The sequence below is a fragment of the Amycolatopsis sp. genome, from assembly GCF_025464955.1.
Lineage (GTDB): Bacteria > Actinomycetota > Actinomycetes > Mycobacteriales > Pseudonocardiaceae > Amycolatopsis.
In genome coordinates, this window is sequence record NZ_JAODNM010000123.1 from 1 (window position 1) to 13129 (window position 13129).

Below are 13129 nucleotides of genomic sequence, written 5' to 3' on the forward strand. Positions count from 1 at the left end.
TGAGGTTCCCCCCGAGCGGTGGACAGTGGGTTAAGCAGCTTTCGCTGCACCTGTCAGGGATTGCTCGTAGCACACAGGACTGATCATCCCGATAGAGGAATGTCGGCGATTAGTGTTGTACCACTCGATCCACTTGTCAACCGCTGCAACGAGTTCCGCTTTACCGGCGTAGGAATGCCGGTAGTAGTGCTCGTGCTTGAACGAGGACCAGAACGATTCTGCGGGGCTGTTGTCCCAGCAGATTCCCGTGTCACCCATCGACCGTTTCAGCTGGTGCGCGGCGCAGGATTTCATCGTCAACGTCGCGGTGAACTCACCGCCGCGGTCGGAGTGCAACACGGTGCCGGCGACGCGGCCACGGCGGGCGACTGCTGCGTCGATGGCCTGGCAGACCATGTCCGCGCCGATGTGGTCGGCAACAACATGCCCGAGCACGCGGCGGGAGTGCCCGTCCCGGATCGCGCACAAGTACATGTCGCCCTCGCCGCAGGTGAGGTAGGTGATGTCGGTCAGCCAGACCGCGTCGAGCCGGCCTTGGTCGAAGCGCCGCCGCACCAGGTCCGGTGGGAACGACGCCGCTGGATCGGTGACCGTGGTGCGGACTTTGAAGGTACGGGGACTGATGCCCTCGATGCCGATCTCGGCCATGATCGCGGCGACCGTCTTCTCGGCCACTGTCTCGCCGTGTTCTCGCAGTTCGCTGGTGATCCTCGGGGACCCATAGGTGCCGTTGGAGTCGGCGTGCGCGTCGAGGATCTTCACTGTCAGATCGGCTCGGCGTTGTTGTCGTGGTGTGATTTGCGTTGTGGTGGCGCGTTTTTTCCATGCGTAGTAGCCGGAGGTGGACACCTTCAGCAGGCGGGCCATGCGGGTGATGCTGAACCGTTCGGTTGCGGCGGAGATACTGGCGGTGGTGGTGCCGGGGGCGGGTGGGGCGTACTTCGCCATCAGTTCGAACCGTTGCGGTTGTTCTGCGTCGCGGCAAAGTACGCAAGGATATGCTGGTGATCCTCTGGCGGCAATCGGCTTCTGGGACGCACGATTCCGGAAGGCCCGATGCCCGACTTTACCCCCACGTTCTCCCGTCATCCGATCGGCCGAAGTGGCGTCGAGGTGCGACTGGGACACCCCCTGCTCGATGACTACCTCCGGTTCGTCAGCGCGCGGTGCCGCCCCAATTCCGTTCTCGCGGCCGGCTACGACCTGAAGGTGTTCTTCGCTTTCGTCGGCAAGGAACCAATCGACGTCACAACCACCGATATGTTCGAATTCCTTGCCTCGCAACGCAAACCGACACGCGGCGACAACGTCACACGGATCGACGACGGCGAGAAAGGGCTATCCTCAAGAACGATCGCCCGACGATTGGCGACACTGTCGGGACTCTACGGCTATCTTCGTGCTCGCGATCTGATCGACAAGAATCCCGTTCCAACCGGGCTCAGCGTCCGAGCGCGGACCAGCCAGCACAACAGACGCCGGACAACGCCGCTGATCCGCACTCCGCGAACTCTGCCCCGGATCCTCGATTCCTCTTCAGCCACAGCCTTCCTTCGCGCTCTGCGGACCCATCGTGACCGAGCGATGATGCTCGCGATGCTGCTGGGCGGCCTGCGCCGCTGCGAAGTCATAGGACTACACCTGCCCGACATCGCCCTGGCCGACCGCAAGATCACCATCACCGAAGGCAAAGGCGGACACCACCGCATCGTGCCGGTGGCACCTGCATTCTTCACAGCACTATCGGACTACCTCAATCACGAAAGACCCAGCAGTGCAACCACTTCAAGCGTATTCACCGTCCTGAAAGGACCGCGTCGCGGTGAACCGCTCACTGCGTCCGGCGTCGACGAAATTGTCCGCGGAGCACGTGGCCGGGCTGGTATCGAGCACCTGACCTGCCACATGCTGCGCCACACATGCCTGACAAGGCTGCGTGAGGCGGGAATGTCGCTGGAAGCCGTCCAGGCTCAAGCTGGGCACCGCAACATCGAATCGACCCGCATTTACCTGCACTTGAGCAACACCTGGCTGTCCGAGCAGTATCACCAGGCGATCACCGCCCTCGACGATGCCCTCACCAACTTCAACAAGCAGCCGTGACCAGGTCGGCCCGCGCCATGGCATCGGCGGCTCGCCTTATCCCCGATGATGACGGCACCGCAGCGATCACCGAGTTCATCGCGCACGGCGGATCGGAAGCCTCCCGGTCCAGTCGCCGTTGCACTGCGACGGCTTTCGCCTGCCAGTTCACCGACCTGACCGGGTGGATGAACGCGACTTTCATCGAACGGCTGACCGCACCGCTTCACGTTCGCGGTCTGGTCGCGCGCCTGCTCGTCACCACCGGCTCCCGCGCCGGCGCCGACTACGTGATGAACAGCGGCAGCAACTGGGGCAGCCATGCCGCAGTGGTGCATCCCGAATTCTTCGATCACTTCGATGGCACCGCACAACGGATCGGCTTCAACCCAACCCAGGTCAAGCGCCAGTGGAACACCCTCGCCAAAATCTGCGCCACGACCGGAGCGACACCGAAAGGCGTGAATGCCAACGACTTCGGCAATGCAGCAGTCGAACTGACCGAGATCTGCCGCCGGTTTCACGGCAGAATCACCAACTCGTGGTCGACGCCGCTGCACGGCCTCAAGGCGACGCTGGCTGCTCTGGGCACCCTCGACAGCGCACCACCAACCCGCATCTCGCCATCACAGCGCGGCATCCACTGGAACGAACTCGCCGAACGTGCCCCGAAGCTGACCGCGACCCTTCGCCGCTACCTGACCCAAATCGCGGTCAGCATGCGCCCCGGCAGTGTCGCCCTGATCGACACCACGCTCCGTCATTTCGCTGTCTATCTCACCGAATATCACCCCGACATCACCGTAATCGCCGAGGTCCGGCGCACCCACATCGAAGGGTTCAAGACCTTTCTCACCAACAAGCCCGGCTACCGAGGCAACCCAGCCCCAGCCAAAACCACCACCGGAATGCGGCTGGGTCACCTGCGCGGGTTCTTCGACCGCATCATCGAGTGGAACTACACCGACTCACCCGCCCGCAACCCGATCTTCGCAGGCGACATGCCCATCCGCGACCGGCCTCTGCCACGCTTCCTCGATGACGCCGACGCTGCGGCGCTGCTCACATCGGCACGCGGCCTGCCTTCCCTATTCGATCGTGTCGCCGTGGAGGTCCTGGTCCTGACCGGGATGCGCAAGGGCGAGTTCCTCGGACTGACCCACGACGCGATCACCACCGTCGGCAACGCCCGCTGGCTACGGACCCCGATCGGCAAACTTCACACCGACCGCTACATCCCACTCCATCCACGAGTGGAAGAACTGCTGCTGCAATGGCTTTCGGATAACGCACCACAACCGCGCACCTCCCTCATGTTCACCGACCGCGGCCGCCCGATTCCGGGCAGACGCGTCGATTACGCCGTCCAGGCCGCCGCCAAACACGCCGGCATCGGCCACGTCACCCCACACCAACTACGCCACACCTTGGCTACGCAAGCGATCAACCGCGGCATGAGCCTCGAAGCCATCGCGGCCCTGCTCGGCCACGCCTCACTCTCGATGACCATGACCTACGCGCGAATCGCGGACCGCACCGTCGCCGAGGAATACTTCGCCGTCACCAAACACGTCGACCGGCTCTACAACCCGACCGCATCGACAGCGACCACCGCCCCCGAAGGCCCTAACATGCAACGACTCCGGGAGGAATCGACCAGACTCCTCGGCAACGGAACCTGCACGCGCCCAGCAATTCTGGACTGTCGATACGAAACGATCTGCGAGACGTGCACACACTTCTCCACCAGCAACAGCCACCGGCAAACACTCGCCAACCAAGCCGCCAACGCCACACAACGCGGCGAGACCCGCCGAGAAAAGGTCTACCTGGAGCTGATCACCAAACTTGACCGACCGACCGCTTGACAACGATCACCCGCATAAGCCGAGACTTTTTTCAGGAACGCGATGTCCCTGTCCTGATCGGCGACTCGTTTCCGCAGCGCCTGCAGTTCGGCCCGCTCCGATGGGGACAGTGTGTCGTCTCCGACTGCTGCTGCCGCGTCCGCTCGGCGGCGTTCGTCTTTGACCCAGACGCTCAGCATTCCCGGGTCGATTCCCAGTTCACGGGCAACTTCGGCGATCGTGCGGCCGGTATCGATCACGCGATGCGCGGCCTCGACCTTGTACTCGGCGGTGTATGACCGACGCTTGCGGGCAGACATAACAGACATCCTTCCAGCAGGGCTGTGCCCTGCTAAAACGGTGTCCACTCTCCGGGGGGAACCTCACAGAACAGCCCGATCTGCTCAACCGTTGGCGCGTCCGGAGTTTTTGGCGGTAGGTATGCGTCGCGTTCGAGATCGAGCAACGTCGACCAGGGCCCGCGCTCGATCAGTTCCCGAAGGACCTGGATCGTGAGCTCGACGTCGGCGAGCGCGCGGTGCCTGTCCACCGGCAGAGTGATCCCGAAGAAGCCGGCGACCTGGCTCAGGCCGTGCTCAGTCAGCCCGGGCAGGCTTGCGCGGGCGAGCCGCACCGTGTCGAGCAGCGGGGTCGCTGCGAGGCCGGGGCAGTGCTCGCGTTTGCCGTGGATAAGAGAGCGCTCGGTGCTCGCGCTGTGTGCGACCAGCAGGACCGTGTCGCCGGCGGCGGCGGCGGGTTCGCCGACGTGCCGATCCAGTCCTGCCATGACCATCGCGGCGGATCGGGCCTCCGCTAGCAGCGCCACGGTGATTCCGGTGTGCTGATCGCGTGCGGTGATCGGCACGTCGGCGGGCGGACACATCAGCGAGTCGAACCGGCCGAGCTCCTCCAGCGTCCCGTCGGGGCGGCAGATCAGCGTGATCGCCGCGACCTCAGTCGGCTCCGGCGGGCGCCCGGCCGGGGTGAGGGCTTCGAAATCGATGACGACGAGACGGGTGCGCAGCATCCGGGGGTCGCGGGCGAGGTCGGTCAGTGTCACGCGCGGGTCTCCCGGTCGGTTGTATCCGCGATTACGTGGTCGCCGTGGGCGGCCTTCCAGCGACAGATCGGTCAGTGGTCGAGGTTCGCGTCCATCGATTCAGCGCAACAAGAGTGCCACCGGAATACCGGCGCGATGCGGTTACTCCCGCACCGGGGCACATCGAGATGGGGATGCGCTGGCCCCACCTCGATGCGTTGGGAATCAGTAGGAGATCACCACGCGGTTGGAAGGCTTATCAATGACCTGTCCAGAGGGAAGGTCATCGTCGGGTGTGCCGGCAGGGTAAGCGGTAATCGTGGGCAGTGCTTCGCGGTCTGTATCCCAAGCGAGGATGTGCTCGGCGAAGCGTGCGGCGACGGCGGCGCCAGCCGGGCCGCAGGCGGCGGCGCCGAGCTCGTTGCGTCGGACGCCACCTGGCGCGGCTTCGATTTCCCGCAGCACAAGGTAAGCGAGCGAGTCGCCGTCGACCACAGCGGGGGTGCGCGCGCAGATAACGAGATCAGGCAGGCCTTCGGACGTGGCTCCGGACAGGCGGCAGGCACCGTGCTCGGCGGCCGCGAGTCGAAGCCAGATCGCGTCGAAGCTCTCGCCGTCGTGGAGGATGACACCAGACCAGACGGTGTCGCCGGGCTGGTCGAGGGCAGGGACGAGCGCGGCCGGGGTGATGTCCTGGTCGGCGTCCCAGGTCAGGGTTAGGGCACCAGCGGCATCGAGGACGGTTTCGCGTTCGCCGTCCTGATTCGGCCCCTCCATGGGGATGAACCCGCACAGGCGGCTGCTCTCGGCGCGCAGCAGGTCACCATCGCGGAAGAACTGCACACACCGGGAGTTTCCCCGGAATCGCAGGGGAACGACCAGCCGGCCGCCGGGCGCGAGTTGCCGGGTCCAGGCCGGGGGCAGGTCCCAGGGGCCTACGGTGGCGATGATGGCGTCATAGGGCGCGCTGGCGGGGTAGCCGCCGACACCATCGGCCGTGATCACCTCCACTCGGCTGTAGCCGAGTGCGTCGAGGGAGCTGCGGGCCTCGGCGGTGACGTCGGGGTGGATGTCGATGGTGACGACGTGGCCGCCCGGACCGGCGACCTCGGCGAGCAGCGCCGCGTTGTATCCGGTGCCCGCCCCGATTTCGAGGACGTTCACGGGAGGTGCGGCGCTGGTGTCCTCGGGTGGTCCGTTGTAGACGTATTCGAGCATCATCGCGACGACGGTCGGCACGCTGGCGCAACTGCGGGGCAACCGGCCGCCTGAGGTGTTGGGCTTGGTGGTGATCGCGAGATTGTGCTGGTAGGCATTGCGGACCGGGGCGTCGGGAACGAACAGGTGCCGGGGAACGGCGCGCAGCGCGTCCCGGACGCCGTCGTGGTGAAGGTATTTGCGCTTGGCGATCTCGCGGATCATCTGCTCGCGCAGGACAGCGGGATCGTCGGTCGTGTCATCGGCGGTGGTGGTGGTCATGGGGGTCCTTGTCGTTGTGGTGGTGATGCAGGCTGCATCACCGAGGTGATGGGGCCGGGTCATCCGGCGATGAGCAGGCAGTGGTCCCAGCGCGACGCCGAGGGTTCAGTCCCGGCGGTGGTGTCCACGGCGAGGACGACGCCGGCGAGGCCTTCGAGGAAGCCGAGCCCGGCCGGCGGGTTGTCGGCGAGCGCGTCGACCAACCGGGCGCGGAGGTGCGGGACGAGCTCGGCGAGTGGGCTGCCGGGTTCGGTGTCGGCGGCGGCCCGCCAGGCGGTGAGCACCGCTCCGGCCAGGCCGTGGCAGAGCGTCGACTCGGCGAGCAGAGCGAGCTGGTCCGGGGCGCTCAAGCAGGCGGCGAGGGCGTGTTCGGCGGCCGCCGCGCGGGCTCGGTCGCCGAGGGCGAGCCCGGCGAGCTGGTGCGCCCGGGCGATACCGGGTGTGCCGTAGCACCACGACGGCCGATCCGGGAGGGCATCGCCCGCCAGCGGTGCGGCGGGGACCGGGTCGGTGATGGTTGCGGGCCAGCTGGGTCCTCGGGCGTGCTCGACGCGGTGGTCGTCGTAGAAGTCCAGGATGGTGTCTAGGGCTTCGGTGTGGCCGTCGACGGTGATGCCGTGGCGGTGGGCGAGGGCGAGCAGGGCGAGCGGTCCGGCGATGCCGTGGGCGATTCCGAGGTTGCCGTGCCCGCGCGTCCACTGCGGCGACGGTTGCCCGGTCGGGGCTGTCGAGGTCCACCAGCCGGGCAGCGCGGCCCCGTCGACGGTGACCGGCTGGGTGAGGGTGACCAGGTAGGTCAGCACCTCGGTGAGCAGCGGGTCGGTGGGGTCGCGGTGCAGCAGGTGGGCCCCGAGGCCGGTGAGTCCATCGATCAGGTCGAATTCGCGCAGCAGGGGGAGACGGCCGCGGCTCTGGCGGGCGCGGGCGTGGCTGAGCCGGACGCGGACGAGGTCGGTGATCGTGGTGTCGAGGGCGGCGAGTGTGCTGCCGTAGGCGTCGCGGGAAGGCTGGCCGGGCACCATCGCCGCGCGCAGCGCGAACGCCACGGCGGGCGCGCCCTGGTAGAGCCCGGTCTTGCGGTGGGCGGCTACCGACCAGCGCATCATGGCCTGCACCCACGGGTGCAGGCGCTCGGCCTCGCCGGTGGTGTGGGCGTGCTCGGCGTGGAGCAGCACAATCCCCGATGCCCCGTCGGACAACCGCTGTGACCATTGGGGAAAGCGGTCTCGGCTCGGGGGGACGGTGAGGCTGTCGGGAATCACCGGGGCACCGCCTGGGCGCGTGCGGTGAGGGCGGCCTGGCGGGCGATGCGGCGGGCGAGGTGTTCGCTGTCGCGGTCGGGTCCGACGGCGCGGTTGTGGTGCATGTGCAGCAGGGACTCCACGATGCTGTCGGGAACCGGTACGGGGAGCACGCCAGCGTAGGCGCGCAGCGCGTCGGCTCGGGCCAGCCACGCTCCGGCCACCTCGGCGGGCCACTCGGTCGGGTAGGTGCCGGTGGCGGTGAGGGCGACGCGGCGGGCGTGGTCGACGGTGTCGCGGTCGAGCGGGGCCGGTGATGCAGCCTGCATCACCGGTTTGTGGTCGGCGAGCCAGGTCCACGCGGCATCGTCGTCGCCGAGCAGGGCTCGGACGATGTGGACCATGCCGGCCGCGACGAGCGCCTCCGGCGCCATGGTGACCGCGAGGTGGTTGATGCCGGCTTGCACGGCCGAGGAGTCGGCCTTGAATACCGTCTCCGCGGCGTCGAGGGCGTGGTCGCCTCCGTAGCGGCCGACCTCGGGGTAGTAGGTGTCGAGCGTGGCCCTGCCGGTGACCCCGTGGTGGCGCAGGTCGACCGCCCACCTGGTGAGCGCGTCGACGGTGCTGCCGGCTCCCTTGGCGTGTGGGGTGTGCAGTCGGAGCCGGAGGTGGTCGGTCTCGTCGGGGCTGCGGTAGCGGATGAACCACCACTGCGGCTGGTCGAGACCGGCGAGCAGCGCGGGAAGGTGCTCGCTGATGACCTCGTCCATGCGCTCGGGGTGTGTGTAGATGTGCACCGAGAGCCACCGGGTGTCCGGCGCTGCGGGGAGGGCGCCGTGGAGTTCGTTGACCAGTAACGGGGCGCCGGCCGTCGCCGGTGCGGGCCCGGCGTCGCGGGTGGCGACGAGGGGGACGATGACATCGTGGGCATGGCCGATCCAGCCGAGCCCGGTGATGGTGGTCGTTTCGGCGAGGATCGCGTGACCGTGTCGGCGCAGGTGGTCGCGCAGCAGGGCCACGTGGGCGGGGACAGCGAGATCCAGGCGCAACGGGCGGTCGTCGTCGCGCAGTTCGACGACCGCCGGGCAGCGCCAGTGCAGCCGCCAGACGTTCAAGGTGATGCAGGCTGCATCACCGCCGAGACCGGCAGGGAGATCTGCGTCGGTGATGCGCCAGCTGGCCGGGGACAGAGTGCTGCGGCCGTAGCGGACCCGGGGCAGCATCGGCATGTCGGCGGCGACGCCCCAGTCCAGCCGGGTCCACGCGGTGTCGAAACCTCGGGGCAGCTGGGCGAGGAAGCGGATCAGCGGCGCGGGCTGCTTGTCGAGGGCCAGGGCGTGGAACACCTGCGGCTCGATCACGCGCCCCGAACGGTCGACTAGGTGGAGCCGGTCTGCGGTTGCGGTCACGCAGAGGTCGGTGAGGCCGATGTGGCCAGCCACATCAGCGCGGTGCGGCGGGTGGTGCTCCCCGAGCGCGATGAGATGGTCGAGGTAGACCGGGACGCGGCTGATGTTCTCGGAGACGGGGTAGACCGGCGCGAAGGTCAGCTGCGCGCGGGTGGCACCCCGGGTCCCCGCGGGCAGCTCGGCGTAGAGACCGGCCAGCGCGGGGGCGGCATGGGCGAAGCGGCCGGTGAGGGTGCCGACGCTGCGCACCGGTAGGACGGTGAGGCTGTAGACGCCGCGGTCGAGCGCGGCGGTGCTTGCGGCGTTGATCCGTACGGCGAGCTCGACGTGCGGCGGCGCGGTGAAGGTGGTGTCCCCTGCGATGTCGTCGAGGTCGCCGTCGGTCAGGACGACCTCATCGGTGCCGGTGACCAGCGCGCGGCAAGCCAGCGCGAGCAACCGGCTGTCACGCAGTGATGCAGGCTGCATCGGCTCGGGCAGGATGCTGCCGGGGTAGCCGGCCGGGTAGCCGAGCCCGGCACCGGGATTGAGGACCTCGGTGACCGGAACGAGGGTGCCGACGCCGTAGCGGTCGAGGAACCGCCGGTGGTAGTCGCGCCAGATTGGTTCTCCGCCCGGGTGGCGCGAGAGCCGGAGCAGGGCGGTGGCGGCGAGGTCGAGGTCGTCGCCGAGGCGGCAAGGCAGGGTCACCGTGCAGTCGAGTGTGGCGTCGAGGGCGAGCGGGGACCGCCCGGCGGTGGCGAGGTGCCGCATCCGGGTGACCAGGTCGTCGCGCACCTGCGGGCTCGGACCGACCAGGTTGTGGTGGACGAGTTCGTGGTCGAGCCGGACGAGCTCGGCGAGCAGCGCGGCGACCTCGGGCAGGCTCTCGATCTCGGGGATGTCGACCAGTGCGGCGATTAGGTGATCGAGTAGGTCGGTCACGGTCGAGGGGGCGCGCAGGTGGCTGATCAGGACGCCTTGGTCGAGCAGTGTGGTGATCATCGCCAGCCCGGAGTCGGGGGTTCCGGCCGGGAACTCGTTCATGAGCCGGGCGAGCAGGACGTCCACGGTGATGGGGGTCGCGGCGGTGCTGTGGATGAGGGCGAGGGCTGGGGTGAGGGGGAGGCTGACTCGGTTGGGGCCGTGGGGAAGGTAGAGGCGGCCGCCGAGCCGGACGGTGAGGTTGGAGACCACCACGCGCAGGTGCGGGAGCAGGGTGGGGGTGTTCTCCAGGTGGGTGATGATCTCGTCGAGCCAGGCGGTGTCGACCCGGGCCCGAGTCCGGTGCCCGTGGCCCCAGCGAAGGGCGGCGGCGTCGCCGAAGCCGGCCGGGGCGACTCCGGCGAGGATCCCATTGGGGGTGGGGCGGCCGGTGGCACGCAGCAGGTAACGCAGAACCGACTTGGTGGTGCTGCGGATGCGGCGCGGGGACAGGGTGTCGGTGCCGGCGCGCAGCGCGGCGAGGTTGGTGGCCAGGTCGGGCACGGCGTGCGCGATGGCCTCGGCGAGGTCGGTGTCGCACTGCTCGGCCAGCCAGTCGCGGCACGAGTCGGTGTCCTCGAGGTCGGGCCAGGTGTCGGGGAGGGCGGCGAGCGGGGCGACGGCGGCGCGCAGAAGCGCGGCGTCGCGGTAGCGGTAGTGCGGGGTGCCCATCCGGTGCTCCTGGTTTGGTCGTGCTCGCGTGGCGTGTGGTGCTGGCCGGAGCCGGGCCGGTGACGGCCCGGCCCCGGGGGCGCTGCGGTTAGCGGCCGCTGCTGTTCGCGCAGGACGACGCGCAGGTCGGATCGCACCCGTCAGCGGTACCGCAGGGGGCGAGGAGGTCGCCGCTGGCGACGTCGGTGTGGAGAATGACGTGGAGAGCGAACGGGTCGGCCGCGGCAGCGCCCTCGCTGGCGAATGGGCTCTCGAGGATGGCGGTCATGGTGGTCCTTTCCAGTGGTGTCCGGCCTGCCGGTGTCTCCGGCAGGGGGTCGGGGGTGATGCAGGCTGCATCACCGAAGGTGGGAGCGGATGTCTCGACGTCACGCAGCCAGGTAGCGCAGCGGCACCGCGCGTTTCTCGAGCTCGGCGAACGCCTCAACCACGGCGCTGACCGCACCGTGACCGGTAATGGGAACTACCGCACCGACGTGGTCGGCATAGGCCACATAGGGCGGGTCAGCAGTGGGAACGCCATGGATGGTGAACGACTTTTCCATCTGCGGGTACGCGCCGGCCGCGAAGGGGATAAGCCGGATACTGATATTCGGTCGGCCGTCGAGCTCGACGAGTCGGGCGCGCTGGGCCGCCATGAGCTCGGGAGAGCCGACCTGCCGCCGACGCGCCGTCTCAGCGAGTACGACTGAGATGTCGACCGCGCGTACCTGCGACAGCACTGGTTTTTGCCGCAGCATGCGCATCGCGACCGCCCGCTCGACCTGTTCGGGTGGGCCTCCGCATTCCAGCGCGACCGAGCGCGCGTACTCGACCGTCTGCAGGATCCCCGGCACTGCGGAGGTGTGGAATTGCCTGATTCGCTGGCTTTTCCTTCGGTACCGGCGAACACGCCGAGGGATGCAGGGAAGTTGTCCCGGAAGTCAGGCCACCAGTGCGGGGTGGTTGGTGTAGTGGGCTGGTCGTTCATGCGGCGCGGTCCAGCACGATTACCCGGTCGGTCTCGATCAGTGTCCAGCCGTCGGGTACGGCGTGGTGTTCGAGCCAGTCGAAGGCTTCTCGGCTCGCGAGGGTGAGGCGGTCGAGGACCTCGGGGGCCGTGGTGTCCTGGGTTTTCACGGTGAGGACGAGTTCGCTGGCGGCGGTGTTGGGCCAGCCGTGGCGGTGGGCCAGTTCGATGATGCGGACGTCGACCATGGCGGTGGTCTCAGCGCGGACCACGACGCCGCGAACGGGCGGCAGGAGGGCAGCGATTCCCATGAGTGGCGTGATCTCTTTCGGTGTTGGTGTGCGAGGGTTTTGTAGTCGGTGATGCAGGCTGTATCACCAGCGCGAGTCAGTGGACGGGCGAGCGTCGAGGTCATGGAGGGCATCGAGGACGCGCTGCATCACCGGGATGTCAGGGCGCGCATCCTCGAATGCGGCGCGCCGCTCGGCGATCTGGAGATCGTCGGACGACGGCCACAGGCGTCCTAGTGTGGAGAATGCGGCGCCGGGGTCTCGGCCGGGGAGTGGACCGTCGTGTGAGGGCGCGGCGGCACGATGGTGGGGCGCAGCGTGGTGATGCTGTTGCTGGGTCATGGCGTGGGCTCTCCGGTGATGCAGGCTGCATCACCACTGGATCGGATGAAGCGGGAGTTGCGAGAACCCGAAACTGTCGGATGTGCCGGGTTTCGGGCGCGTGCGCCGGTCAGGTGATCGCGGTGCGGGAGATGCGCAGGCTGTGCCGGCCGGTGTGGCCGTTGCCGTGGTCGGCGGGATTGCCGATGAGGTTGCTGTAGGCGGCCTTCAGCAGGCCGCAGTGCGCGCGGCGCCAGGGTGCTGTGCGGCATGCTCGGCACAGGCCGTGCTCATCAGGGGCGTGGTCGGCCAACATGGTGCGAAACGTGGTGGTCAGCCGGCTGATTTCGTGGGTGGCCAGGGACATCTTTGTTGCCTCGTCGCCCGCGTCGACCAGGTGATCGAGGTAGTCCAGCTGCTCGGCCACCGCTCTCTGAAGGGTGGAACTCAGGACTTCATCCATAGTCGTTCTCCTCGTTGACGGTGACGGTGTCGGACGGCCAGGCACGGGGATCCTGCGGCGGGGCCGATGGTGTGGTCGGGGGCGGGGCCAGAGGCGCGGGTGCAGGTCGATCGGGACGACGTCGGAGACCCGCAGCCGCGCGATCTGGATGCCGTAGACCGCCGCGTCGAAGTACCGGCAGGGTCAGAAACGGTCCCCACACGTCAGGCAAACGCGCGGCTCATCGGGGTTGGGCAGGTGCATGGTGAGGTCGTTGATCGCGTCGGCGGCGCGTCCGGCGGGGCTGCTCGCCGCGACGACCTGGCCCACCGCTGTCCGGATGTCCTCCTCCACCGATCACACTATCCCCGCGGGACCGAGGGACGGGTGGGAAA

13 protein-coding genes are annotated in these 13129 nt (G+C 68.2%); 2 read left to right on the plus strand and 11 right to left on the minus strand.

The window, feature by feature from the left end:
- Positions 1–30 precede the first annotated feature (30 nt).
- Entirely contained in the window at positions 31–1089 is a 1059-nt protein-coding gene (locus JWQ81_RS30070) for an IS3 family transposase (protein WP_366942352.1), read from the minus strand.
- Here JWQ81_RS30070 and JWQ81_RS30075 point away from each other — a divergent pair.
- Positions 1057–2103: a tyrosine-type recombinase/integrase gene (locus tag JWQ81_RS30075; protein WP_297546894.1), complete on the plus strand. Its 1047-nt coding sequence runs from the start codon at positions 1057–1059 to the stop codon at positions 2101–2103. The two genes, JWQ81_RS30070 and JWQ81_RS30075, sit on opposite strands and share 33 nt — an antisense overlap.
- Positions 2100–3950 carry a site-specific integrase gene (locus JWQ81_RS30080; RefSeq protein WP_297546896.1) on the plus strand — a complete coding sequence of 617 codons (1851 nt, stop codon included), beginning with the start codon at positions 2100–2102 and terminating at the stop codon, positions 3948–3950. The genes JWQ81_RS30075 and JWQ81_RS30080 overlap by 4 nt, the downstream gene beginning before the upstream one ends.
- Here JWQ81_RS30080 and JWQ81_RS30085 read toward each other — a convergent pair.
- The 10 genes from JWQ81_RS30085 to JWQ81_RS30130 all read right to left on the minus strand — a co-directional run bounded on the left by JWQ81_RS30085 (position 3908) and on the right by JWQ81_RS30130 (position 13088).
- Complete coding sequence (locus JWQ81_RS30085) at positions 3908–4249, minus strand: transposase (protein ID WP_297546897.1); 342 nt, start codon at positions 4247–4249, stop codon at positions 3908–3910. The genes JWQ81_RS30080 and JWQ81_RS30085 overlap by 43 nt on opposite strands.
- 32 nt (positions 4250–4281) lie before the next feature.
- The gene (locus JWQ81_RS30090; protein ID WP_297546899.1) at positions 4282–4989 is read right to left on the minus strand and encodes a 3'-5' exonuclease; all 708 of its coding nucleotides are present in this window, start codon (positions 4987–4989) and stop codon (positions 4282–4284) included.
- 204 nt (positions 4990–5193) lie between these two features.
- Entirely contained in the window at positions 5194–6447 is a 1254-nt protein-coding gene (fxlM, locus tag JWQ81_RS30095; RefSeq protein ID WP_297546900.1) for a methyltransferase, FxLD system, read from the minus strand.
- 59 nt (positions 6448–6506) lie between these two features.
- Positions 6507–7709, minus strand: coding sequence for a lanthionine synthetase C family protein (locus JWQ81_RS30100; protein WP_297546901.1), 1203 nt, complete (start codon positions 7707–7709; stop codon positions 6507–6509).
- On the minus strand, positions 7706–10732 hold the full coding sequence (locus JWQ81_RS30105; protein ID WP_297546903.1) for a lantibiotic dehydratase: 3027 nt from the start codon (positions 10730–10732) through the stop codon (positions 7706–7708). Before JWQ81_RS30105 ends, JWQ81_RS30100 begins: the two co-directional genes overlap by 4 nt.
- A gap of 88 nt (positions 10733–10820) precedes the next feature.
- Positions 10821–11000 (minus strand): hypothetical protein, encoded by a 180-nt coding sequence (locus tag JWQ81_RS30110; RefSeq protein ID WP_297546905.1) that lies wholly within the window; start codon positions 10998–11000, stop codon positions 10821–10823.
- Positions 11001–11100: 100 nt separating this feature from the next.
- Entirely contained in the window at positions 11101–11634 is a 534-nt protein-coding gene (locus JWQ81_RS30115) for a DUF5753 domain-containing protein (protein WP_297546944.1), read from the minus strand.
- Between the two features lie 64 nt (positions 11635–11698).
- Positions 11699–11992, minus strand: coding sequence for a hypothetical protein (locus JWQ81_RS30120; RefSeq protein WP_297546907.1), 294 nt, complete (start codon positions 11990–11992; stop codon positions 11699–11701).
- A gap of 430 nt (positions 11993–12422) precedes the next feature.
- Entirely contained in the window at positions 12423–12755 is a 333-nt protein-coding gene (locus JWQ81_RS30125) for a hypothetical protein (protein ID WP_297546909.1), read from the minus strand.
- A 183-nt stretch (positions 12756–12938) separates the two neighbouring features.
- On the minus strand, positions 12939–13088 hold the full coding sequence (locus JWQ81_RS30130) for a hypothetical protein (RefSeq protein WP_297546911.1): 150 nt from the start codon (positions 13086–13088) through the stop codon (positions 12939–12941).
- Positions 13089–13129 lie beyond the last annotated feature (41 nt).

Bases quoted from the DNA above. Each gene is read 5' to 3' on its own strand.
- fxlM (WP_297546900.1), bottom strand. From the start codon at position 6,447: ATGACCACCACCACCGCCGATGACACGACCGACGATCCCGCTGTCCTG.
- JWQ81_RS30105 (WP_297546903.1), bottom strand. From the start codon at position 10,732: ATGGGCACCCCGCACTACCGCTACCGCGACGCCGCGCTTCTGCGCGCC.
- JWQ81_RS30075 (WP_297546894.1), top strand. From the start codon at position 1,057: ATGCCCGACTTTACCCCCACGTTCTCCCGTCATCCGATCGGCCGAAGT.
- JWQ81_RS30120 (WP_297546907.1), bottom strand. From the start codon at position 11,992: ATGGGAATCGCTGCCCTCCTGCCGCCCGTTCGCGGCGTCGTGGTCCGC.
- JWQ81_RS30085 (WP_297546897.1), bottom strand. From the start codon at position 4,249: ATGTCTGCCCGCAAGCGTCGGTCATACACCGCCGAGTACAAGGTCGAG.
- JWQ81_RS30125 (WP_297546909.1), bottom strand. From the start codon at position 12,755: ATGGATGAAGTCCTGAGTTCCACCCTTCAGAGAGCGGTGGCCGAGCAG.
- JWQ81_RS30070 (WP_366942352.1), bottom strand. From the start codon at position 1,089: ATGACGGGAGAACGTGGGGGTAAAGTCGGGCATCGGGCCTTCCGGAAT.
- JWQ81_RS30110 (WP_297546905.1), bottom strand. From the start codon at position 11,000: ATGACCGCCATCCTCGAGAGCCCATTCGCCAGCGAGGGCGCTGCCGCG.